Below are 21880 nucleotides of genomic sequence, written 5' to 3'. Positions count from 1 at the left end.
CAGCATAAGGACGCGGTCAAAGCCCGAACGGTCCGTTCGCGAGCCGCCGCCCAGCCCGTGAGGCTGGAGGTCAACACCCGACAGCGCGTTGCGCCCTCGGGTGCGTTTCGCTTTGGGCCCTCGGGTCACGGGAAGACATGATGCGACGCGCTGAGGCGGACATTGCGGAACGGATCGGGGCGGCCCATGTCGGGCGCAGTGCCTCGTCCTGCCCGCGTGCCGGCAGGACCCCATCGGAGGACCGCTAGACGATGTTCGAAAGCCTGTCCGACAAGCTGTCCGGCATTCTCGGCTCCCTGACGCGCCGCGGCGCGCTGACCGAGAAAGACGTCAACGAGGCCCTGCGCGAGGTGCGCCGCGCGCTGCTCGAGGCGGATGTCGCCCTCGAGGTGGTGCGCTCCTTCACCGATACGGTGCGCAGCCGCGCCGTCGGCGCCGAGGTCATCAAGTCGGTCTCGCCGGGCCAGATGGTCGTCAAGATTGTCCACGACGCCCTCGTCGAGATGCTCGGCAAGGAGGCCGAGGGGATCGACCTCAACGCCCCCGCGCCCGTCGGCATCCTCATGGTCGGCCTGCAGGGCTCGGGCAAGACGACGACGACGGCCAAGATCGCCCGGCGCCTCTCCGACAGGATGAAGCGCCGCGTGCTCATGGCCTCGCTCGACACGCGCCGCCCGGCGGCCATGGAGCAGCTCGCCGTGCTCGGCAAGCAGGTGGGCGTCGACACGCTGCCCATCGTCGCCGGCCAGTCGGCGGTGCAGATCGCCCGTCGCGCCATGGAGGCGGCCCGCCTCGGCGGCTACGACGTCGTCATGCTCGACACCGCCGGCCGCGTTACGGTCGACGAGGCGCTGATGGCGGAGGCGGCCGAGGTGCGTGCCGCGACTGCGCCGCACGAGGTGCTGCTCGTCGCCGACAGCCTCACCGGCCAGGATGCGGTCAATACCGCTAAGGCCTTCGACGGGCGCCTCGGCGTCACCGGCATCGTGCTGACCCGGATGGACGGCGACGGCCGTGGCGGCGCCGCGCTCTCCATGCGCGCCGTTACCGGCAAGCCCATCAAGCTCGTCGGTACGGGCGAGAAGGTCGATGCGCTGGAGGAGTTCCATCCCGGGCGCGTCGCCAACCGCATCCTCGGCATGGGCGACATCGTCTCCCTCGTCGAGAAGGCGGCCGAGACCATCGACGCCGAGAAGGCCAAGCGCATCGCCGACAAGATGCGCAAGGGCGCCTTCGACCTCGACGACCTGCGCGAGCAGCTCGGCCAGATGGAGAAGATCGGCGGCATGAAGGGCGTGCTCGGCATGCTGCCGGGCATCGGCAAGATGAAGGCCCAGCTCGAGAACGCCAATCTCGACGACAAGGTCATCCGCCGCCAGCGCGCCATCATCGATTCCATGACGCCGAAGGAGCGGCGCAACCCTGACATCCTCAAGGCCAGCCGCAAGAAGCGCATTGCCGCCGGCTCCGGCACCAAGGTCGAGGACGTCAACAAGCTGCTGAAGATGCACCGCCAGATGGCCGACGTCATGAAGATGATGGGCAAGGGGGGACGCGGCGGCATGGGCGGGGCGCTCGGCAAGATGTTCGGCCTCGGGGGCGGCATGCCGCAGCCGACGCCGGAGATGCTGGAGCAGCTCAAGGGGCAATTGCCCGGCGGCCTGCCCGAGACCATGCCCGGTGGCGCCGGCGGCCTGCCGCCGCTGCCGCCCGGTGGTTTCGGGGCGCCGAAGCTGCCCGGCCTGCCGGGGCTCGGCGGCAAAGGGCCGGGAGCGCCCGGTCTTCCCGGCTTCCCCTTCGGCAAGAAGAAGTGAGCCTTTGAAGAGATCAACCCGCTGCGCGTGCGGCGGCTGATATCGGCTCCGGCGGACCTCTGGGTGCCGCCGGGCTGGACCAACTGAAAGTGGAAAGGAAGAACCTATGTCTCTCAAGATCCGCCTGACGCGCGGCGGCGCCAAGAAGCGCCCCTACTACCGCATCGTCGTCGCCGATTCGCGCTCCCCGCGTGATGGCCGCTTCATCGAGAAGATCGGCACCTACGATCCGATGAAGGCCAAGGACGATCCGGCCCGCGTCGCGCTCGACATCGAGAAGGCCAAGGCCTGGATCGCCAAGGGCGCCCAGCCGACCGACCGCGTGCTGCGCTTCCTCGACAACGCCGGCGTCCTGAAGCGCCCGGCCCGCAACAACCCGCAGAAGGCCCAGCCGGGCAAGAAGGCACAGGAGCGCGCCGCCGAGCGTGCCGCCGCGGCCGAGGCCGCTGCCGCGCCGGCTGAAGCCGCCGCCGAGGCGTGAGCCGCCGCTCCTCAAGGGCGACCGGGCCGTCGTCCGCCGCCCCCGCTTCGTCGGGCGCGGCGCGGCGGCTCGTGCTCGTCGGCGAGTTCGGCCGCGCGCAGGGGCTCAGGGGCGAGGTGCGGCTCAAGTCCTACACCGCCGAGCCGGCGGCCATCGCCCGCTTCACGACCCTGCAGAGCGAGGACGGCAGCCGCCGCTTCCGCATCGAGGCGGCGCGGCCCGTCGCCGGCACGGCCGACATGCTCGTCGTGCGCGTCGCCGGCATCACCGACCGCACGGCGGCCGAGGCGCTGACGCGCCTGCGCCTCTATGTCCCGCGCGAGAGCCTTGATGCCGAGGCGCTCGACGAGGACGAATACCTGCAGGCCGACCTCATCGGCCTTGCCGTTCACAATCCGGCCGGCACGGTGCTCGGCCGCATCGTCGCCCTGCACGATTTCGGGGCGGGCGACGTCATGGAGGTCGCCCCGGCGGAGGGCGGCCCCACCGTGATGTGGCCGTTCACCAAGGCGTTCGTGCCGGAGGTGGACATCGTCGGCGGCCGGGTGGTCGTGGCGGCGGAGAGCCTCGCTGCGGGCGACGAGGACGACGAGGGCGAGGGCTGACCCATGTGGCAGGCCACCGTCCTCACCCTCTATCCGCAGATGTTTCCGGGCCCGCTCGGCGAGAGCCTCTCGGGCGAGGGGTTGGCGCGCGGCCTGTGGCAGCTCGACACCCATGACATCCGCGCCCACGGCCTCGGCCGCCACCGGGCGGTGGACGACACGCCCGCCGGCGGCGGCGCCGGCATGGTGCTGCGCGCCGACGTGCTCGCCGCCGCCATCGATGCCGCCGCGCCCGCGGACGACCCGCGGCCGCGCCTCCTCATGAGCCCCCGGGGGCGCCCGCTCGACCAGCCGCGCGTGCGCGCCCTTGCCGCCGGCCCCGGCGCGGTCATCGTCTGCGGCCGCTTCGAGGGCGTCGACGAGCGCGTCATCGAGGGACGCGGGCTCGAGGAGGTGTCGATCGGCGATTACGTGCTCTCCGGCGGCGAGATCGCGGCCATGGTGCTGATGGACGCCTGCGTGCGCCTCCTGCCCGGTGTCATGGGCAAGGAGGCCTCGGGCGAGGAGGAGAGCTTCGAGGGCGGCCTGCTCGAATATCCCCATTACACGCGCCCGCGCGAATGGGAGGGGCGTGCCATTCCCGACGTGCTGCTGTCCGGCAATCACGCCGCCATCGCGCGCTGGCGGCGCGAAGAAGCGGAGCGGTTGACGCGCGCGCGCCGCCCGGACCTGTGGCAACAGCGGAAGACTTGAAAGAAGCCGCGCCTATTTCTTGCCGTTGCCGGCGAAGGCCGCCGTCACGCCGAGGCCGATGTAGAGGCCGCCGCTGACATAGCGCTCAAGTCTGAGGAAGCCGCGGCTGCGCTTCAGCCAGTTGCCCGCCGTGCCGGCCGCGAGCGCATAGAGACCGTCGGTCACGAGGCCGAGGGCCGTGAAGATGAAGCCCAGCAAGGCGATCTGCATCGCCACGTAGCCGCGGCTCACCTCCACGAACTGCGGTAGGAAGGCGAGGAAGAACAGCGCCGTCTTCGGATTGAGCAGGTTGACGATGAAGCCGTCGCGGAAGAGCCGCGCATGGCTGTGGCGGGGCAGGGCTACATCGACCGAGGTGATTTCGGCGGGGCCGAAGAGCTTCCGGAGGCCGAGCCAGATAAGATAGGCCGCGCCCGCATATTTGACGATGCTGAAGGCGAGCGCCGAGGAAGCGAGCACCGCGGACAGGCCGACGGCCGCGGCGAAGACATGCACCAGCGTCGCCGCATGGATGCCGGCGATGGAGACGAAGCCGGCGAGTCGCCCCTGCTCGATCGAGCGGGCGAAGATGAAGAGCACGGCCGGGCCGGGGATCAGAAGCAGAAGAAGGGCGGCGCTGACGAACAGGCCGAGATTGGCGGCGCCGGGGATGACGATGTCCATTCCGCACGTCCTCGCGAAGGATTTTCGCCATCAAGCCTGCGGCCGGGCGAAGCTGTCAATCGGGATTTGCCAGCGGCAGATGGTGGGTCGGTGCTCTCACCCTCTCCCCGCAGGCGGGCAGAGGGTGAGAAGCAAAGACGAATGCGGGTCAAACAAGATCGGGCAGCAGCAAGGGCAGCCTGTGCCCGACGCGGGCCTTAGCTCTTGGCGCCCTTGGCGCGGTCGATGCCTTCCTGGACCAGGCGGCGGGCTTCCTCTGCGTCGCCCCAGCGCACCACCTTCACCCACTTGCCGGGCTCGAGGTCCTTGTAGTGCTCGAAGAAGTGCTCGATCTGCCTGAGCGTGATCTCGGGCAGGTCCGTGTAATTCTCGCAGCGGTCGTAGCGTTTGGTGAGCTTGCGCGACGGCACGGCGATGATCTTCTCGTCCTGACCCGCCTCATCCTCCATGATGAGGACGCCGACCGGGCGGCACGACATCACGGCGCCGGGCACGATGGCGCGCGTGTTGGCGATCAGCACGTCACAGGGGTCGCCGTCATCGGAGAGCGTGTGGGGAATGAACCCGTAGTTCCCCGGATAGCGCATGGCCGTGTAGAGGAAGCGGTCGACGACCAGCGTGCCGGCCTCCTTGTCGAGTTCGTACTTGATCGGCTCGCCGCCGATCGGCACCTCGATGACGACATTGACGTCGTGGGGCGGATTCTTGCCGATCGCGATCGCGTCGAGACGCATGGATATGTCACTCCTGAGGGCAGATGGTGCGCCGCACCCTTGCGGCCGCCCCTCTAGTACGCACGTGCGACCGGCTTCGCAAGCCGGCCCTTCATGTACAAGGCAGTGTCAGGCGAAGGTATAGGCGACCTTGGCACAGGACCGGCCGCCGAAGAGGGCGCTAGTTTCGGCCGCGACGCGTCCGCCCAGGCGCTCGTAGAAGCGGCAGGCACGCTCGTTGTCGGCAAGCGCCCAGACGACAAGGCCGCGCCGGCCCTCCGCCGCCAGTTCCTGCCGGGCTGCGGCGAACAGGCGGGTGCCAAGGCCGATACCCTGCATCACGGGGTCGATATAGAGCTCGTCGATCTCGCCGCCCTGTGGCAGGTTGAGGCTGCGCGTCGGCCCGTAGATAGCATAGCCCGCCAGCTTCCCGCCGAAATCGACGACGCTGATGCGGCGTGGCCGCGTCACCGCGTTGCGCCACCAGCGCGGGCCGCGCCGGGCGAGCATCTGCTCCAGGACGACGCCGGGCAGAACGCCCCGGTAGGCTTCCTTCCAGGCCGCATCATGCACCGCCGCCAGTTCCACCGCATCGGTGGGGCGTGCCGGTCGCAGGCTGATGACGAGCTCGCTCATGACAACCAAAATACGCGCGCTTCGCCCCCCCTTACAAGGCCCACACGCCTTGTTGAACAGGCTTTGTGTATCTACATCGGTGAGATTGCAGGCCTCGACCGGGGCTGCTATGCCCCGCGGGATGAAAGCCGTCTGCGCGCCGGGACCGTTCCGATGAGGAGCGGGACCAATGGCCGCATGTGTCGAGAGGACGCTTGATCAACCGTTTCCGAAAGCCGGAGGAGCGCTATCGGCGCCGCATGGCGCGCATCGCCCGCTGGGACAGACCCGTCGCCGACGGGCTCGACCGCTGGCGCGCCTGGGTCAACATGGTCTTCGTCGATCATGGCATCTTCCGGCTCGCCTACCTCAACCGTCACCGCGTGACCGAGCGCTTCTGGCGCGCGGCCCAGCCGGCGCCGCACCAGATCCGTGCGGCGGCGCGGGCCGGCGTTCGGACCATCGTCAACCTGCGCGGTGGCCGTGAATACGGCTCCTGGCCGCTCGAGCGCGAGGCCTGCGAACAGCTCGGCATCCGGCTGACCGATTTCGTCGTGCGCTCGCGCGGAGCGCCCGACCGTGCGACGATCCTCGCGGCCAAGGATTTTTTCGAGACGCTGGAATATCCGGTCCTGGTCCACTGCAAATCGGGCGCCGACCGGGCCGGCTTCATGGCGGCGCTCTACCTCGTCATCCACGAAAAGCGGCCAGTGGCCGAGGCGATGCGGCAGCTCTCGCTGCGCTTCGGCCATTTCCGCTTTGCCAAGACCGGCATTCTCGATGCTTTCTTCGAGACCTACCGGCGCGAGGGTGAGCCCAGGGGGCAGGATTTCCTGACCTGGGTTGCCGAGAGCTACGATCCCGAGCGGCTGGAACGCGAGTTCAAGCCCGGCTTCTTCTCCGACATGATCGTCGACCGCATCATGCGGCGCGAGTGAAATTGCCAGGTTATTTCGCCTGCACGGGCGTGACGTCGTCGGCGAGCTGCAGGCGGTAGAGCTTGGCATAGATGCCGTCGCGGGCGACGAGTTCGTCGTGCCGCCCGGTCTCCGCAATGCGCCCACCGTCCATGACGACGATGAGATCCGCATCGCGCACCGTCGACAGGCGATGGGCGATGACGATGGTGGTGCGCCCGCGCATCAGCCGGGCGAGCGCCTCCTGCACGGCCTTCTCCGATTCGGTGTCCAGCGCGCTTGTCGCCTCGTCGAGGAGAAGGATCGGCGCATCCTTCAGGATGGCGCGGGCCAGCGCGATGCGCTGGCGCTCGCCGCCCGAAAGACGCGCCCCGGCGCTGCCGACCCGCGTGCCATAGCCCTCCGGCAGGCGCATGATGAAGTCGTGCGCGGCCGCCGCCTTTGCCGCCGCTTCGATGGCCCCGTCATCGGCACCGGGGCGGCCGAAGGCGATGTTGGCGCGCACGGTGTCGTCGAACAGCACCACCTCCTGGCTGACGACGGCGATGTTGGTGCGCAGGCTGGCGAGCGTCGCCGCGCGCACGTCCGTGCCGTCGATGGTGACGCGCCCCTGCGTGACGTCATAAAGGCGCGGCACCAGTGACATCAGAGTGGACTTGCCCGAGCCGGATCGACCGACGAGCGCCGTGGTGCGTCCCGCCGGCAGGATGAGGTCGATGCCGTCGAGGGCCGGCACGTCGGAGCGGTAGTGGAAGTGCACGTTCTCGAAGCGAACGAGGCCGGAGGAGACGACGAGCGGCCGGGCACCGGGCCGGTCGAGGATGGTCGGCTTCTCGTCCATCACCGCGAAATAGCGCTTCAGCGCCGCCATGGCCTCCTGGACGATGGCGTTGAGATTGCCGATGGCGCGGATGGGCTGCGCCGCCATCAGCAAGGCGGCGACGAAGCCGGTGAAGTCGCCGACCGTGCTCTCGCCGCGCATGATGCGCCAGCCGATCAGCACCAGCACTCCCGCGACGGCGACGCCGCCGCCGATCTCGAGCAGAGGGTCGAGCTTGGCGCGGGCGTTGGCCGCCTTCATCCTGAGCGCGCGAACGGTCTCGAAGGCATCCGCTGCGCGCTGCTTCAGATAGTCCTCGAGCGAGAAGACCTTGGCGACACGCACGCCGGCGAGGCTCTCCGACACGTGGCTCGCCATGGCGCCGATCTCCTCCTGCGTCGAGGTGGCGACGCGGCGTAGCTTGCGGCCGATGCGCGAGATGGGCAGCGAGGCGAAGGGCGCGACGACAGCTGCGGCGAGCGTCAGCCACGGGTCGATCCACAGCATGGAGATGACGAGGGCGATCACCATGCCGAGATCGCTGAGGAAGACCGTGAAGACGCGCGTCAGCGCCTCCTTGATGAAGGCGAAATCCGTGGTGAAGCGCTGCGTCAGTGCCGCCGGGCTCTCGCGTCCGAGCTGGGCAATGTCGGCATCGATGAGGTGGGCATAGAGCGCGGTCTGCATGTCGGCCTCGACGCTCGTCACCACCTTGTTGGTGAGCACCGCGCGCCCCCACAGCGCTCCGCCGCGGATCGCTGTCAGCACGATGACGAGGACGGGCCCGAGGAGGAGTGCCTCCTCGTTCTTCTGCTCGAAGGCGTTGAAGGCCTCCTTGATGAGCAGCGGATAGGCGCCGGTGGCCGCCGAGACGACGGCGATGAGCAGGAGCACGAGCGCCAGCGTTCGCCAGTGGGGCCGTACCCATTCGCGCCACAGGCGCATGAGGGTCGGCAGGGTGTCTCTCGTGACGAGGGGCGGGCGCTTGCTCATGTGCTGAGCCGCTAGCACGGGGCGCCGCCCCGTACAACGGGCGGCACGCGGTCAGGCCGTCGCAGGCCGGGGGCCCAGGAACCGGAGGCACACGAGCGCCCAGGCGATGCCGGCGCTCCAGCCCGCCAGCACGTCCGATGGCCAGTGCACGCCGAGAAAGACACGGCTGAGCCCGACGATGACGATCATGGCGACAGCCGCGGCAAGGACGAAGTGGCGCGCCGCAGGGTTCGACTGGCCGGCTGCCGCGAGTGCTCCGATGACCAGGAAGAGTGTCGCCGTCAACATCGCATGGGCGCTGGGGAAGCTCGGCGTGTAGACCATGACCTCGTGGTTGACGAGCTCGGGCCTCGCGCGGGCGATGATATGCTTCAGGCCCGTGTTCAGAACGACCCCGCCAATGAAGGCGATGGCGATCACGCCCGCATCCCGGCGTGCGCCATCCGCGATGCAATAGGCGATCGCCGCAAGGGCCATGAACACCAGCACCGTGATGCTGCCGAGCGCCGTAGCATCGCGTGCGGCGACGATGAGCCACCACGGCCCGATGGGATTGCCTTCCCCATCGCGCAGGGCGAGCAGGATGCTGCGGTCGAGAGCTCCGATCGTCCCGGCGCCGAGGCTGACGGCCATGAGGACGAAGGGCAGGGCTGCAAGGCCGATCAAGGGCCACCCGGCCCGCCAGGGGACGACGGATTGGTGTGTGGACGCCATCGGAAGGCCGGACAATGTCTAGCCTGCCAGCTTGGCGGCTATCGGGCCGAAGGCATAGACAACCTGCTCGTAGACGCCCCGTTTGAAGGGAATGACAAGTTCAGGCAGCCGCTCCAGGCGCTCCCAGCGCCAGCTGTCGAACTCGGCCTTGTGGCCGTCGCCAGGGTGGGCGACGTCGATCTCGCTTTCGTCCCCGTCGAAACGGAAAGCAAACCAGCGCTGCTTCTGGCCGCGGTAGCGGCCCTTCCAGGCCTTGCCCATGAAGGCGCCGGGCAGGTCATAGGTGAACCAGTCGGGCGCCTCGGCGATGAGCGAGATCGAGCGGATGTTAGTCTCCTCGTACAGCTCGCGCATGGCCGCTTCCTGTGGCGATTCACCATCATCGATGCCGCCCTGGGGCATCTGCCAGGCGTGATCGGGGCTCACCTTCTCCGTATTGCCGTTGACCGGTCGCCGGCCGATGAAGACAAGCCCCTGCGCATTGAACAGCGCGATGCCGACACAGGGCCGATAGGGCAGATGTTCGAAACCCGACATGTTCAGCCTTTGGAATTGGCGATGAGGGACGTCGCCGGCACGAGCAGCACGCCACGGCGCTCGAGGCTCGCGGTCCAGCGTGCCAGCTGGCGCAGGAGGGAAGGAGATCCTTCGGCGACGACGATCGCGCGGCCGTTGCGCTGGGCCAGCCGCTCGGCCCGCGCGAAGGCCTGCTCCACGGCTTCGGCGGGCATCGTCTGCGGCAGCAGGAGGTCAGATCCCCCGGCGGCCATCAGGAGCAGGCCGCGTTGCTCGGCTTGCTGCGCAAGCGGCCCGAGCCGGTCCGCGCTCGTCGCGGTGAGGATGCCGGCGTAGCCGGCAAAGCATGCCATCGCAGTGATGAGGTCGCCGCCCGGAATCTCCGCGGGCAGCGACAGCAGGACTTCGTGCCCGCTCTGCCGCGCGGCTGCGGCGGCCTGCGGCAGGTCGACACCGGCCGCGGCGAGCGCCAGCGTGACGTCGGCCGGCAAGGTCTCGATGGCCTGCCGCGTTGCCGCCTCGGAAAGCCCGAGCCCGTCGACCACCACCGCGATGCGGGCGGGAGCCATGGCGGCGTGCGGAGGTGTCGGCCGCGCATAGACCTCGGCCGCCCGGCTGCCGTCATCGCCGATGCGCGGCAGGGGACCGGCCGGCGTGTCAGCCGTGACGCGCGGATCCGGCGCCGGCGCAAGGCCGGGCTCGCTGCCGTCCGGCACGGAGATGATGATGGCGCCGGGCACGTTGCCGGCCGGCCGGACCACGGCGACGCCGGCCTGCTGCTCGATGTCGGATGCGGGCCTGCGATTGCTTGCGGGTGGAGCGGCATTGCTCGGAGGTGCCGGCTTGGTGGCGGCCGGTACGTCCGCCTGTGCCGGTACCGCGGGGATTGCCGCAACCGGCGTCGCGGCGGGCCGCAACGCAGAGCGCGAGATCAGCCCCCCGGTTAGAAGATGCCCGCCAAAGAGAAGGACGGCCCCTATCGCGACACCCCAGACGAGGCCGAAACGCAGCAGGCGCTCCCGGCCGGACGCTGCGGGACGGCGGCCGTTGTCGCGTCCGAGCGGTTTGTCGAGATCCTTCAGCGTCGCTTGCGGCAAGATCGGCGTCTCCGACCGAGAGGTTCCGCGCTGGACCCTTGTCAGGGTCACGAATCACACGGCCCACGCCGCATTCTTTCAAGAATACGGGTGAGCCGTCGAGATGGCGCGCCCGGCAGGGCCGCGTCTGTCAGTTGGGAACGGCGGACTTCTCGGCCGTGGTCGCGGCGTCCTTGCGCGTGCCCTTCAGCAGCTCGAGCGCCGCCTTGAGCTGGGTGTCCTTCTCCGGGTCGGTCGGGACATAGGCCGACGAGCCGGAGGCTTCCTCCTCGCCGTTCTTCAGGTGGCCGCGCAGGCCCGCCTCGCCTTTGGTCTCGTCCTTGCCCTTGAGTTCGTCCGGCACGTCCTGCAGCACCTCGCGGTCCGGTTCGATGCCCTTGGCCTGGATCGAACGGCCGGAAGGCGTGTAGTAGCGGGCCGTGGTCAGGCGCAGGGCACCGTTGCCGCCGAGCGGGATGATGGTCTGCACGGAGCCCTTGCCGAAGGACCGGGTGCCGAGCACCGTCGCCCGCTTGTGGTCCTGCAGCGCGCCGGCGACGATTTCGGAAGCCGAGGCAGAGCCACCGTTGATGAGCACGACCACGGGCTTGCCCTTGGTCAGGTCACCGGCCTTGGCGTTGAAACGCTGCGTCTCATCCGCATTGCGGCCGCGGGTGGAGACGATCTCGCCCCGATCCAGGAAGGCGTCGGAGACGAGGATCGCCTGGTCGAGCAGCCCGCCCGGGTTGTTGCGCAGGTCGAGCACGTAGCCCTTCAGCTTGTCGCCCGGTAGCTCCGCCGCGATCTTCTCGACGGCGGTCTTGAGATTCTCGAAGGTCTGCTCGTTGAATTGGGTCACGCGGATGTAGCCGACGTCGCCTTCGGTGCGCGAGCGTACGGCACGGATGCGGATGGTGTCGCGCGTCAGCGAGACCTCCACCGGGTCGCTCTGTCCCTTGCGGCGGATTGTCAGCTTCACGGTTGTGTTGACCGGGCCGCGCATCTTGTCGACGGCCTGATTGAGGGTGAGGCCCTGCACCTGCTCGCCATCGATATGCGTGATCAGGTCGTTGGCGAGGACACCCGCTCGGGCGGCTGGCGTGTCGTCGATGGGGCTGACGACCTTCACGAGGCCATCCTCCATCGTCACCTCGATGCCGAGGCCGCCGAACTCGCCGCGCGTCTGCACCTGCATATCGCGGTAACTCTTGGCATCCATGTAGCTCGAATGGGGATCGAGCGACGTCAACATGCCATTGATGGCCGACTCGACGAGCTTCGATTCGTCCGGCACGTCGACATAGTCGCCACGGATCTTCTCGAACACGTCGCCGAACAGGTTGAGCTGGCGGTAGGTCTCGGCCGAGGCCGCCACCGCACGGGTCGTCGTGAACAGGGGCGACTGGGTGACGACGACCGCCGCACCCGCCCCCATGAGGGCGCCCACCATCAGAAGAGAAATCTTACGCATCATCCGCGAACCTTTTCGCCCTGCGATTTCGCCCACCAGGGACCTGGGTCGATCGACCCGCCATCCTTCCGGAACTCCACGTAGAGCACGGGACCGCTCGTACCTGCAAACGCCGTCGAGAGGGGTGTCGCCGTCTCGCCCATGGCGGCGACCGGCTCTCCGGCGAGCACGAACTGTCCGAGCGCCACGGTGATCCGCTCCATGCCCGCCAGCAAGATATAGTATCCGCCGCCGGCGTTGATGATCAAGAGTTGGCCGAAGGAGCGGAACGGGCCGGCAAAGGCCACCCAGCCGTCCGACGGGGCCGAAACGATCGCGCCGTTGCGCGTCGCGATCGACATGCCCTTGGTGGTGCCGCCGAAGCCGTCCGGCGCGCCGAAACGGCGCAACGTGTTGCCGTTGACCGGCATCGGCAGCAGTCCTTTGGCTTCCGCAAAGGGTATCTTGGGGGCAAGACGCGCCGGATCGCCGAATGGTGCGGCGGCGAGACGTTCGCGCATTTCCCGCGCCTGGGCCTCTGCAGCCTGTCGCGCCTCCTCGGCGGCGCGCTGGGCGGCGGCGATCTCGCTCTCCATCTTTTGAATGAGATCGCCCAGGGATTGCGCCCGCGCAGCGAGTTCGCTGGCCTTGCGGCTTTCGTCGGCCTCGATCCGCTCCGCTTTCGCCAGCTCTTCCTGTCGGGCGTTGACGAGCGCGGCGAGGCGCTCCCGTTCGCTGGCGAGGGTGGCAAGGTCGCGCACCAGTGCCTCTCTGTCGCTGGCGATCGCGTCCTTCAGCCGCACGAGTTCGCCGAGATCGGTGGCAAGCGCTTCCGTCTCCCCCCGCAATTCGGGCAGCACGGCGCCGAGGAGGATGGAGGAACGCACCGCCTCAAGCATGTCGTCGGGGCTTGCGAGTACTGCCGGCGGCGGCCGACGCCCCATGCGCTGCAGGGCGGCCAGCACTTCGACGATAACATCGCGGCGGTTCTCCAGCGACTTGCGGATCGCCGTTTCGCTGGCGTCGAGTGTGGCGAGCCGCTGTTCGATGGCGCTTGCGCGGGCTTCCGCCGCCTTGGTGCGTTCCGTGGTCTCGATCAACGCCGCATTGAGCTTGGAACGGTCGGCGCGCAGACTCTCTGCCTCCGCGCGGATCCGGTCGCGGGCCTCCTCGCTCAGGCGCAACTGTTCTTGGAGCTTTTCGAGCTCCCGCTCCCGCGTCGCTCTCTCCTCCTCGGTCTTCGCCGCCCGGTCCAGCGCGCGCTGTGCTTCCGGCGGGATCTGCGGCACCTGTGCGGAAGGCGGCTCCTGCGAGCCTTCCGGGGCTTCCTGCGCGAGGAGCGGCGCGGCGAGGCCCGGCAGCAAGGCCAGCGCAGAGGCGATTCGGGTTGCCTCCGATGCTGTCCGGTTCAGAAGTCTCGACGGGCGCAGCGGCATCCTTCCTCCGGCAACCGGTCATTCGCGGTGGTAGGGATGACCGGCAAGGATGGTCATAGCGCGGTAGAGCTGTTCTGCAACAAGCACGCGCACCAGCTGGTGCGGCAATGTCATGGCACCGAAGGACAGGACCATGCGCGCCCGCTCTCGCACTTCGGGCGCAAGGCCGTCCGCACCCCCGATCACGCATGTAAGGGCCGTGGCTCCTCCGTCGCGCCAGCCCGCGAGCCTCCGCGCGAAACCTTGGCTGTCGAGGATCTTGCCTCGTTCATCGAAGGCAACGGCGATGCTGTCGCCGATCCTGTGCAGCAGCGCGACGCCTTCCTCCCGGCGTCGGTCCTCCTCGCGGCGAGCGCGGCTTTCCGACACCTCGGCCACCTCGAGCGCGGAAAAGCCAAGCGCACGCGCCCCCGCTGCGATGCGCTCCTGGTAACGCTCGATCAGCGCCCGCTCCGGCCCGGCCTTGAGACGGCCGACGGCCGCGATCGCGAGACGCATGGGGCGCTCAGCCGGCGATACGTTCGTGCGGCCGGTCGGCGCCCCACATCTTCTCGAGGTTGTAGAAGCCGCGCACCTCGGGCCTGAACACGTGAACGATCAGATCGCCGGCATCGATCAGCACCCAGTCGCAAGCCGGCACGCCCTCGACCCGCAGGGGGCCGATGCCTGCTGCTTTCAACACCTGCTGCAGCCTGTCGGCGATGGCGCCGACATGGCGATGCGAGCGGCCGGAGGTGATGATCATCGTATCGGCGATCGAGGTCTTGCCGGCGAGGTCGATTTCGACCGTCTCCTCGGCTTTCATTTCCTCGAGACAATGACGGGCGAGCGCCACAGGGTCGCCGTCGAGCCTGTCCACGGCAGTTGGGGCCGATGAGCCGACCGCCGGGGGAGGGGACGTATGTTCCGCCTCGCCATGGGGCATGAGATTCAGTGCCTGATCCTCTTCAATGAATGGCGCAAACCGGGCGCCACGAGCCTTAAGATAATCGTCATTGTTCCGCTCTTCAACGCCGCTGCTCGGCCGCCGGCCCGGTGCGGCTCCTCTGCGCGCGCAACAAGGTCGAGGACAGCGGCGAACGCGGCCCGTGCAGAAAGACCCAGGCCGGGGGCTCGCGTTGCATGAGCGCGGCCGCCCTGTGCTCGGGCAGGCGGAAGGATGCGAGCGCCACCGCCGCGCGCGCGCGGCAGGCTTTCAGTGTGGCGCCCGGCCGGTCCACCACCGCGATGGGAACGAGCGCGGCGATGTCGCGCCAGTGCTGCCAGCGATGGAAGCCGGCGAGATTGTCCGCCCCCATCAGCCACACGAAGCGGGTGCCGGGGCAGCGGCGCACCAGATAGGCGAGGGTGTCGTAGGTGTAGCGCGTGCCGATGCCCGCCTCGAAGCCGGTGACGTCGATGCGCGGATGGTCGGCGGCGCGGCACGCCGCCGCGATGCGCGCGGCGAGTGGCGGCAGGGCGGCGTTGTCCTTCAGCGGATTGCCGGGCGTGACGATCCACCAGATGCGGTCGAGGCCCAGCCGCTTGAGAGCCGTCAGGCTCGCAAGCCGGTGCCCCGCATGCGGCGGGTTGAACGTGCCGCCGAAGAGGCCGATGCGCATGCCGCGCCCGTGACGGGGCAGCGGGGGCGGCCCGGCGAAGCGCGTGTCGTGCATCAAGGCCGGGTCTGTCCGCTGCCGTGCACGCGATAGTTGAATGAGGTCAGCTGCTCGACGCCGACCGGGCCGCGGGCATGCATGCGCCCGGTGGCGATGCCGATCTCGGCACCGAAGCCGAACTCGCCGCCATCGGCAAACTGCGTCGAGGCATTGTGCATGACAATGGCTGAGTCGACCTCGGCGAGGAAGCGCGCGGCAGCCGCCGCATCCTCGGTGAGGATCGATTCCGTGTGATGCGAGCCATAGGTGTCGATATGGGCCATGGCGTCGTCGAGCCCGTCCACCACGCGAACGGCGATGATGGCGTCGAGGTATTCCGTGCGCCAGTCCTCCTCGCTCGCGGGCGTGACGCGCGCATCGACCGCCTGCGTCGCCGCGTCGCCCCGCACGGCGCAGCCGGCGTCGAGGAGCATGGTGACGAGGGGCGCGAGATGCGTCGCCGCGCAGGCGCGGTCGACGAGCAGCGTCTCGGCTGCGCCGCAGATGCCGGTGCGCCGCATCTTGGCATTGAGCACGACGGTCTGCGCCATGGCGAGGTCGGCCGCGGCATGGACATAGACGTGGCAGATGCCGTCGAGATGGGCGAAGACCGGCACCCGCGCCTCGGCCTGCACGCGGGCGACGAGACTCTTGCCGCCGCGCGGCACGATGACGTCGAGATTGCCGCCGAGGCCGCCGAGCATGAGGCCCACCGCCTCGCGCTCGCGCGTCGGCACGAGCTGCATGGCCTCCGCCGGCAGGCCGGCCGCCGTGATGCCGAAGGCCATGGCGGCGGCGATGGCCGAGGCCGAGCGGAAACTGTCGGAGCCGGTGCGCAGGATTGCGGCATTGCCGGCCTTGAGGCACAGCGCGCCGGCATCGGCAGTCACATTCGGCCGGCTCTCGAAGATGACGCCGACGACGCCGAGCGGTGTCGCCACGCGCTCGATGACGAGGCCGTTCGGCCGTGTGAAGGTGGCGAGTGTACGTCCGACCGGGTCGGGCAGCGCGGCCACGGCTTCTACCGACGCGGCGGTGGCCTCGACACGGCTCTCGTCCAGGGCGAGCCGGTCGATATAGGAGGCCGCCTGGCCGTTACGGCGCGCCTCCGCCACGTCCTCCGCATTGGCGGCGAGAATCGCGGCCTTGTTGGCGCGAAGGGCTGCCGCAGCCTCGTTGAGAGCCTGGGTCTTGATCCCTTCCGGGGTGATGGCGAGAGCACGGGCGGCCGCGCGCGCCCGGCGTCCGATGTCGTGCATAAGTGCGGCGATATCGTCGCTGCCGCTGATCACCTTGAGGCTCTCGCTCATCGTCCCCGTTCCCGTTCGCCGACCATCATAGCGGCCGGCCGTCGGCCAAACATCCGAAACCTGCGCCCCTTATTCTCTCCCCCTTGCGGAGGAGGGCTGGGCGCAGTTTTCGTCCATCTCATCCGCCCGCCAGCGTCATGTCGTCCCGGTGCACCATCTCGGCCCGGCCCGGATGGCCGAGGATCTGTTCGATGTCGCGCGAGGCACGCCCGGCGATGCGCTGGGCGTCCTCCACGTCATAGGCCACGAGCCCGCGGCCGATCTCGCCGCCGGCCTCGTCGCGGATGATGACGGCATCGCCGCGCGCGAAATGGCCCTCGACGCGCCGGACGCCGGCCGGCAGCAGGCTGGCGCCGGAGCGCAGCGCCCGCGCCGCACCCTCGTCGACAACGAGCGCGCCCTTGGCCTCCAGCGTGCCGGCGATCCACTTCTTGCGCGCCGTGACCGGGTTCGACGGCGTCAGGAACCAGGTGCAGCGCGCGCCCTCGGCGATGGCGCGCAGCGGGTTCTTCACCCGGCCATCGGTGATCACCATGTGCGTGCCGCCGGCGGTGGCGATCTTGCCCGCCTCGACCTTGGTGCGCATGCCGCCGCGCGACAGTTCCGAGGCGGCGCCGCCGGCCATCGCCTCGATGTCGCGCGTGATGCGCGCGACGACCGGGATGAGCTTCGCGTCGGGGTCGCTCCCCGGCGGGGCGGTATAGAGCCCGTCGATGTCCGAGAGGAGCACGAGCAGGTCGGCGCCGGCCATGGTGGCGACGCGCGCGGCCAGCCGATCGTTGTCGCCGTAGCGGATCTCGCTCGTGGCCACGGTGTCGTTCTCGTTGATGACGGGCACCGCCCGCATCTCGAGGAGCCGCGCCGTCGTGGCGCGGGCGTTGAGATAGCGCCGCCGCTCCTCGGTGTCGGCGAGGGTGACGAGGATCTGCCCGGCGGTGATGCCGTGATGGGCGAGAACCTCGGCCCAGGTGCGCGACAGGGCGATCTGGCCCACGGCGGCCGCCGCCTGGCTTTCCTCGAGCTTCAGCGGGCCCGATGGCAGGCCGAGCACCGTGCGCCCGAGCGCGATGGCACCCGAGGAGACGACGAGCACGTCGGCGCCGCGCCCGTGCAGTTCGGCGATGTCCTCGGCAAGCGCGGCGAGCCAGGCGTGCTTCAGCCGCCCGCGCGCCCTGTCGACGAGGAGGGACGAACCCACCTTGACGACGACGCGGCGGAACCGGTCGATCGTCGGGACGCCGGCCGTCGCGGAGGTCTCGGCAGTGGCGCTCAGGGATGCCACGAGCTCTCTCCCTCGCCGGCCCCTTCCTTGTTGGCCACCGCGTTGTGCGCGTGATCCTTCTCTTCGCCACGGGCGGCGTCGATCTCGGCGAGCAGCGCCCGCAGCGCCGTCTCCACCCCTTCGCCCGAGGCGGCGGAAAGCACGAGCGGCGTGCGACCCGCCGCGCGCTTGAGGCGGGCGAACTGCTCCTTGCGCGTCTCGGGATCGAGCGCGTCCGCCTTCGACAGCGCCACGATCTCCGGCTTCTCCGCCAGTCCGTGGCCGTAGGCCTCGAGTTCGCGGCGCACGACCTTGTAGGCCCTGCCGGCATGCTGGCTCGTGCCTTCGACGAGGTGCAGCAGCACGCGGCACCGCTCCACATGGCCGAGGAAGCGGTCACCGAGGCCGTGCCCTTCATGGGCGCCCTCGATGAGGCCGGGAATGTCGGCGAGCACGAATTCGCGCGCGTCAACGCGCACCACGCCGAGCCCCGGGTGCAGGGTCGTGAAGGGGTAGTCCGCGATCTTCGGTTTCGCCGCGCTCACGGCGGCGAGGAAGGTCGACTTGCCGGCATTCGGCAGGCCGACGAGCCCCGCGTCGGCGATGAGCTTCAGCCTCAGCCAGATCCACATCTCGGTGCCTTCCTGGCCCGGATTGGCCCGGCGCGGCGCCTGATTGGTGGATGTCTTGAAATAGGCGTTGCCGAAGCCGCCGTTGCCGCCGCGCGCCAGTACCACCCGCTGGCCGATCTCGGTGAGGTCGGCGATCAGCGTCTCGTTGTCCTCAGCAAAGATCTGTGTGCCCTGTGGCACCTTCAGCACCACGTCGGTGCCCCTGGCGCCGGTGCGATTCTTGCCCATTCCGTGCATGCCAGGCCGGGCCTTGAAATGCTGCTGGTAGCGATAGTCGATGAGCGTGTTGAGCCCTTCGACGCATTCGACGACGACGTCGCCGCCGCGCCCGCCGTCACCCCCGTCCGGGCCGCCGAACTCGATGAATTTCTCGCGGCGGAAGGAGACGCACCCCGCGCCCCCGTCGCCCGAGCGGACGTAGATCTTGGCCTGGTCGAGAAATTTCATGGCACCACACGGCTCCCGCATCCACGGCGGGGAGCGGTTTTCCTACAGGAGACGGACGCCCGCGGCAACGCATGGGCGTCGCCGCGGGCAGGCATCGATGGGTGGAGCCGGCGCTTCCGCGCTCACGCCGCCATCTGCTGACCGGTCCAGCGGGCCCGGCCGAGGATGGTGTCGTAGTGCGGCAGCATCCGGCCGTGCGCCCTGGCGGGCATCAGCCCTTCACCGACGACGACGAAGCCGAGCTTCTGCTGCACCTTGAGCGAGGCCTCGTTGCCGGCGAACAGGCCGGAGGAGATGTGAACCGCCCGGCTGTCGGCGAAATAGGCATCCACCACGGCGCCTGCTGCCTCCGGCATAAGGCCCTGGCCCCAGTGCTCCTCCCCCAGCCAGTAGCCGAGGTTCATGGCGCCGTTGCGCGGGGCGATGCCGACGAGGCCGATCGGTTCGCCTGCCTTCGTTACCGTATAGAGCGCCGCGCGGCCGGCGGCCCGCTCCTCGGCACTCTTCTCGATGTGGGCGGCGATGTCGTCCGCAGACACCGGCCATGGCACCTGCGACAGCCAGCGCACGACTGGCCAGGTCATCTGCCGGTGCAGGGCCGGCACGTCCTCGCGGCGCGGGGCACGCAGGGACAGGCGTTCGGTGCTGAGCGTATCCGGCATCATGGCTCTCCTCCGGACAGGGCGGGGGAAGGTTCTGCAGATGACACGAGGCAGGCTGCGTCAGCTGTGCGCTCGCGCACAGCAAGGCCGACGAAGAGCGGGTTGGTCCAGCCCTTGAGGCTCTCCCAGATGCGCCGCTCGAGCCTGAGGTGGTCGACCGGGAAGACGCCGCCGCGCGCGGGGAACGGCAGCAGGCCCGCCCCGTCGGCGTGGAAGCCGCACTTCTCGAGGACCCGCCGCGAGGCCGGGTTGACGACGCGCACGCTCGCGACGATGGCGCGTGCCTCGCTGTGCGTGAAGGCCGTGTCGACGAGCGCCCTGACCGCCTCCGTGGCGAAGCCGCAGCCCCAGAAGGGCGTGCCCAGCCAGTAGCCGATTTCCGGCTCGCCGGCAGCCGACCGGCGCAGGCTGATGGCGCCCATGAGCTCGCATCTCCTGCCGCGCGGCGCGAGGGCGAGCGTCAGCGCCTTGCCGTCGGCATTGGCGCGACGGGCCTCGTAGATGAAGCCTTCGGCCGTGCCTGGCGGATAGGGATGGGGGATTTGCGCCGTCATCTCCGCGACGGCTTTGTCACCCGCGAGGCGCTCGACAGCTCGGGCGTCGGCGAGACGCGGCCAGCGCAGCTCGAGCCGGGCGGTCTCGATCACGAAGGCGTCGTCGATGATCTCGCGGGTAAACATAGTCTCGCTCCGATCCTTGTGGCCCGTGCCGCCTCCCGCGGCCGGTGCCAGAAACGACGAAGGGGAGATGGCATCCCATCTCCCCTGTCGCATGGATCAGAAGCATTCGTCTGGAGCTTCGATCCGCCGGTTCGTGGGATGCCGGCGGTAGCTCCTTCGTCTCAGCTGCCGCCGTTTACTCTGCCGCCTCGATGGCGGGTACAACCGACACGTAAGCTCGGCCGAGTTTCGTGCCGAAAGCCACGCGACCGTCCGTGAGCGCAAAGAGGGTATGGTCCTTGCCCATGCCGACGTTCACGCCCGGATGGACGCGCGTGCCGCGTTGACGCACGATGATGTTGCCGGCAACGACGGACTGACCGCCGAACTTCTTCACGCCGAGACGGCGGCCGTCGGAATCGCGGCCGTTACGCGAGGAGCCGCCTGCCTTTTTGTGTGCCATGTCCGTTACTCCCGAATACTGTCAGAGGGGGGCAGCGATAGCCGCGCCGCGCCTCAGAGATCCTCGCCCGACTTCAGCTCGGCCTGATCGACCTTGGCGCGCGGGGGCTTGCCGGCGAGGAGCTCCTTCGCCTGCTCGATCCACTCGTCGCGCGCGATGCGGCCGCGCAGGTTGAGCTCTTCGTCATACTTCGCGACGTCCGCCTCGCTCCAGGCGGCGATCTGCTCCCAGGACGTGACGCCGGCGGCGCGCAGCTTCTTCTCGATCGTCGGGCCGACGCCCGCGATGAGCGACAGGTTGCTGCTGTCGCGCGCCCCGGTGGCGGCCGGGACAGCGGCTTCCTTGGCGGCCTTCGCCGGCTTGACAGCGGCCTTCTTGCCCGACGGCTTGGCGCCGCCGGTCAGAATCTCGGTGATGCGCACGACCGACAGGTCGTGCCGGTAGCCGCGCTTGCGCTTCGAATTCTGGCGGCGACGCTTCTTGAAGGCGATGACCTTGGGGCCGCGCGCCTGCTCGATGAGCTCGCCGGCGACCAGGGCGCCGGCAATCGACGGCGCACCTACTTCCACCTTGTCACCGTCGACGAGCATCAGCACGCTGTCGAAGGTCACGACATCGCCCGCCTCGGCGGCGAGCCTGTCGATCCTGATCACGTCGTTGGCGGCAACCTTGTACTGCTTGCCGCCGGTCTTGATGACTGCGAACATCTTTGTCCTCGTGTTCGTCTCCCGGCTCTCGGCGGCTACCCGCCCGGCCGGCTTCTTGTCAGCCTGCTCCGGCTTGTGACACGCACTCGAAATCACCGCCGTGCTAAGGGCGGTATCGAAAGAGAAGCGCGCGACTCGAAAAAGCGCGGACCAGCCGCGCCAGAGCGTTTCGATACATGCCGCGGCCGCGCCTGTCAATGAAAACGGGCGCTCGGCGGCATATTTCGGCGCTCGTCGAGTCGGAAGGAGGGCGCCGGGGGACCGGGGCGGCCACGGCCGCCGGTGCGCTCTGCAATCTTGTCGTGGTGCTGCACAGCGGCCACTTTCGTCCCATGGGGCTGCCGGCAGACGCGCTGCACATCCGCGACTGATCCGGCAGATAACGACGCGGCTCAGGGGGCGATTTCGCCCGGAGCGCCTGTAGAAGGCGTGGTAGCCGGCCCGCAGCCGAAGGCTTTGGCCGCAATTGTCCGCCCGTCACGGGGCGGAGGCGGATGGAAACGGTCGCGGGAAGACAATCCCGTTGATCGGGCGCTCCCATGCCGCACGCTGCTGCCTGCCATCCGCTGCGGCGTCCCCCGCGAGACGGGCCGCGG

24 protein-coding genes are annotated in these 21880 nt (G+C 69.2%); 5 read left to right on the top strand and 19 right to left on the bottom strand.

The window, feature by feature from the left end; all coding sequences use genetic code 11:
• Positions 1 to 251 precede the first annotated feature (251 nt).
• The 4 genes from ffh (at position 252) to trmD (ending at position 3593) form a co-directional block, all read left to right on the top strand.
• Positions 252 to 1814, top strand: coding sequence for a signal recognition particle protein (gene ffh, locus P2T65_RS17095; protein ID WP_276200299.1), 1563 nt, complete (start codon positions 252 to 254; stop codon positions 1812 to 1814).
• A 106-nt stretch (positions 1815 to 1920) separates the two neighbouring features.
• Positions 1921 to 2295 carry a 30S ribosomal protein S16 gene (gene rpsP, locus P2T65_RS17090; RefSeq protein WP_055460377.1) on the top strand — a complete coding sequence of 125 codons (375 nt, stop codon included), beginning with the start codon at positions 1921 to 1923 and terminating at the stop codon, positions 2293 to 2295.
• Positions 2292 to 2900 carry a ribosome maturation factor RimM gene (gene rimM, locus P2T65_RS17085; protein ID WP_276200298.1) on the top strand — a complete coding sequence of 203 codons (609 nt, stop codon included), beginning with the start codon at positions 2292 to 2294 and terminating at the stop codon, positions 2898 to 2900. Before rpsP ends, rimM begins: the two co-directional genes overlap by 4 nt.
• A gap of 3 nt (positions 2901 to 2903) precedes the next feature.
• Positions 2904 to 3593: a tRNA (guanosine(37)-N1)-methyltransferase TrmD gene (gene trmD, locus P2T65_RS17080; RefSeq protein ID WP_055460379.1), complete on the top strand. Its 690-nt coding sequence runs from the start codon at positions 2904 to 2906 to the stop codon at positions 3591 to 3593.
• Positions 3594 to 3605: 12 nt separating this feature from the next.
• On the opposite strand, the gene P2T65_RS17075 is transcribed toward trmD, so the two are convergent.
• The 3 genes from P2T65_RS17075 to P2T65_RS17065 form a co-directional block, all read right to left on the bottom strand.
• Positions 3606 to 4256, bottom strand: a complete 651-nt coding sequence (locus tag P2T65_RS17075) for a LysE family translocator (protein ID WP_071923315.1) — start codon at positions 4254 to 4256, stop codon at positions 3606 to 3608.
• Positions 4257 to 4453: 197 nt separating this feature from the next.
• Positions 4454 to 4990, bottom strand: a complete 537-nt coding sequence (gene ppa, locus P2T65_RS17070) for an inorganic diphosphatase (protein ID WP_055460381.1) — start codon at positions 4988 to 4990, stop codon at positions 4454 to 4456.
• Between the two features lie 108 nt (positions 4991 to 5098).
• Complete coding sequence (locus tag P2T65_RS17065; protein ID WP_055460382.1) at positions 5099 to 5605, bottom strand: GNAT family N-acetyltransferase; 507 nt, start codon at positions 5603 to 5605, stop codon at positions 5099 to 5101.
• A gap of 194 nt (positions 5606 to 5799) precedes the next feature.
• On the opposite strand from P2T65_RS17065, the gene P2T65_RS17060 reads away from it, so the two are divergent.
• Complete coding sequence (locus P2T65_RS17060; protein ID WP_055460383.1) at positions 5800 to 6522, top strand: sulfur transferase domain-containing protein; 723 nt, start codon at positions 5800 to 5802, stop codon at positions 6520 to 6522.
• Between the two features lie 10 nt (positions 6523 to 6532).
• On the opposite strand, the gene P2T65_RS17055 is transcribed toward P2T65_RS17060, so the two are convergent.
• The 16 genes from P2T65_RS17055 to P2T65_RS16980 all read right to left on the bottom strand — a co-directional run bounded on the left by P2T65_RS17055 (position 6533) and on the right by P2T65_RS16980 (position 21284).
• Positions 6533 to 8314, bottom strand: a complete 1782-nt coding sequence (locus P2T65_RS17055) for an ABC transporter ATP-binding protein (protein ID WP_276200297.1) — start codon at positions 8312 to 8314, stop codon at positions 6533 to 6535.
• Positions 8315 to 8365: 51 nt separating this feature from the next.
• Positions 8366 to 8980, bottom strand: a complete 615-nt coding sequence (locus P2T65_RS17050) for a phosphatase PAP2 family protein (RefSeq protein ID WP_055460385.1) — start codon at positions 8978 to 8980, stop codon at positions 8366 to 8368.
• A 66-nt stretch (positions 8981 to 9046) separates the two neighbouring features.
• The gene (locus P2T65_RS17045) at positions 9047 to 9565 is read right to left on the bottom strand and encodes an RNA pyrophosphohydrolase (RefSeq protein WP_055460386.1); all 519 of its coding nucleotides are present in this window, start codon (positions 9563 to 9565) and stop codon (positions 9047 to 9049) included.
• Positions 9566 to 9567: 2 nt separating this feature from the next.
• A complete protein-coding gene (locus tag P2T65_RS17040) occupies positions 9568 to 10641 on the bottom strand; it encodes a divergent polysaccharide deacetylase family protein (RefSeq protein WP_276200296.1) in 1074 nt (357 codons plus the stop codon).
• Between the two features lie 130 nt (positions 10642 to 10771).
• Positions 10772 to 12091 (bottom strand): S41 family peptidase, encoded by a 1320-nt coding sequence (locus P2T65_RS17035; protein ID WP_055460413.1) that lies wholly within the window; start codon positions 12089 to 12091, stop codon positions 10772 to 10774.
• Entirely contained in the window at positions 12091 to 13506 is a 1416-nt protein-coding gene (locus P2T65_RS17030; protein ID WP_063187507.1) for a peptidoglycan DD-metalloendopeptidase family protein, read from the bottom strand. The genes P2T65_RS17035 and P2T65_RS17030 overlap by 1 nt, the downstream gene beginning before the upstream one ends.
• Before the next feature lie 18 nt (positions 13507 to 13524).
• Positions 13525 to 14004 (bottom strand): 23S rRNA (pseudouridine(1915)-N(3))-methyltransferase RlmH, encoded by a 480-nt coding sequence (rlmH, locus tag P2T65_RS17025; RefSeq protein WP_063187510.1) that lies wholly within the window; start codon positions 14002 to 14004, stop codon positions 13525 to 13527.
• Between the two features lie 7 nt (positions 14005 to 14011).
• Positions 14012 to 14365, bottom strand: coding sequence for a ribosome silencing factor (rsfS, locus tag P2T65_RS17020; RefSeq protein WP_276200295.1), 354 nt, complete (start codon positions 14363 to 14365; stop codon positions 14012 to 14014).
• A 148-nt stretch (positions 14366 to 14513) separates the two neighbouring features.
• Positions 14514 to 15161, bottom strand: a complete 648-nt coding sequence (locus P2T65_RS17015) for a nicotinate-nucleotide adenylyltransferase (RefSeq protein ID WP_276200358.1) — start codon at positions 15159 to 15161, stop codon at positions 14514 to 14516.
• On the bottom strand, positions 15161 to 16453 hold the full coding sequence (locus P2T65_RS17010) for a glutamate-5-semialdehyde dehydrogenase (protein ID WP_276200294.1): 1293 nt from the start codon (positions 16451 to 16453) through the stop codon (positions 15161 to 15163). Before P2T65_RS17010 ends, P2T65_RS17015 begins: the two co-directional genes overlap by 1 nt.
• 118 nt (positions 16454 to 16571) lie before the next feature.
• Positions 16572 to 17735, bottom strand: a complete 1164-nt coding sequence (gene proB / locus P2T65_RS17005) for a glutamate 5-kinase (protein WP_186438022.1) — start codon at positions 17733 to 17735, stop codon at positions 16572 to 16574.
• Positions 17723 to 18793: a GTPase ObgE gene (obgE, locus tag P2T65_RS17000; protein WP_063187516.1), complete on the bottom strand. Its 1071-nt coding sequence runs from the start codon at positions 18791 to 18793 to the stop codon at positions 17723 to 17725. Before obgE ends, proB begins: the two co-directional genes overlap by 13 nt.
• A 122-nt stretch (positions 18794 to 18915) precedes the next feature.
• Positions 18916 to 19455: a GNAT family N-acetyltransferase gene (locus P2T65_RS16995; protein ID WP_276200293.1), complete on the bottom strand. Its 540-nt coding sequence runs from the start codon at positions 19453 to 19455 to the stop codon at positions 18916 to 18918.
• Entirely contained in the window at positions 19455 to 20135 is a 681-nt protein-coding gene (locus tag P2T65_RS16990; protein ID WP_063187519.1) for a GNAT family N-acetyltransferase, read from the bottom strand. The genes P2T65_RS16995 and P2T65_RS16990 overlap by 1 nt, the downstream gene beginning before the upstream one ends.
• Positions 20136 to 20310: 175 nt before the next feature.
• A complete protein-coding gene (gene rpmA / locus P2T65_RS16985) occupies positions 20311 to 20577 on the bottom strand; it encodes a 50S ribosomal protein L27 (protein ID WP_055460396.1) in 267 nt (88 codons plus the stop codon).
• A 53-nt stretch (positions 20578 to 20630) separates the two neighbouring features.
• Positions 20631 to 21284 (bottom strand): 50S ribosomal protein L21, encoded by a 654-nt coding sequence (locus tag P2T65_RS16980; protein ID WP_055460397.1) that lies wholly within the window; start codon positions 21282 to 21284, stop codon positions 20631 to 20633.
• Between the last annotated feature and the right edge of the window lie 596 nt (positions 21285 to 21880).

The organism is Chelatococcus sp. XZ-Ab1, assembly GCF_029309855.1.
Classification (GTDB): Bacteria; Pseudomonadota; Alphaproteobacteria; order Rhizobiales; family Beijerinckiaceae; genus Chelatococcus_A; species Chelatococcus_A sambhunathii.
This window is presented reverse-complemented; position numbering and strand designations above follow the sequence as displayed.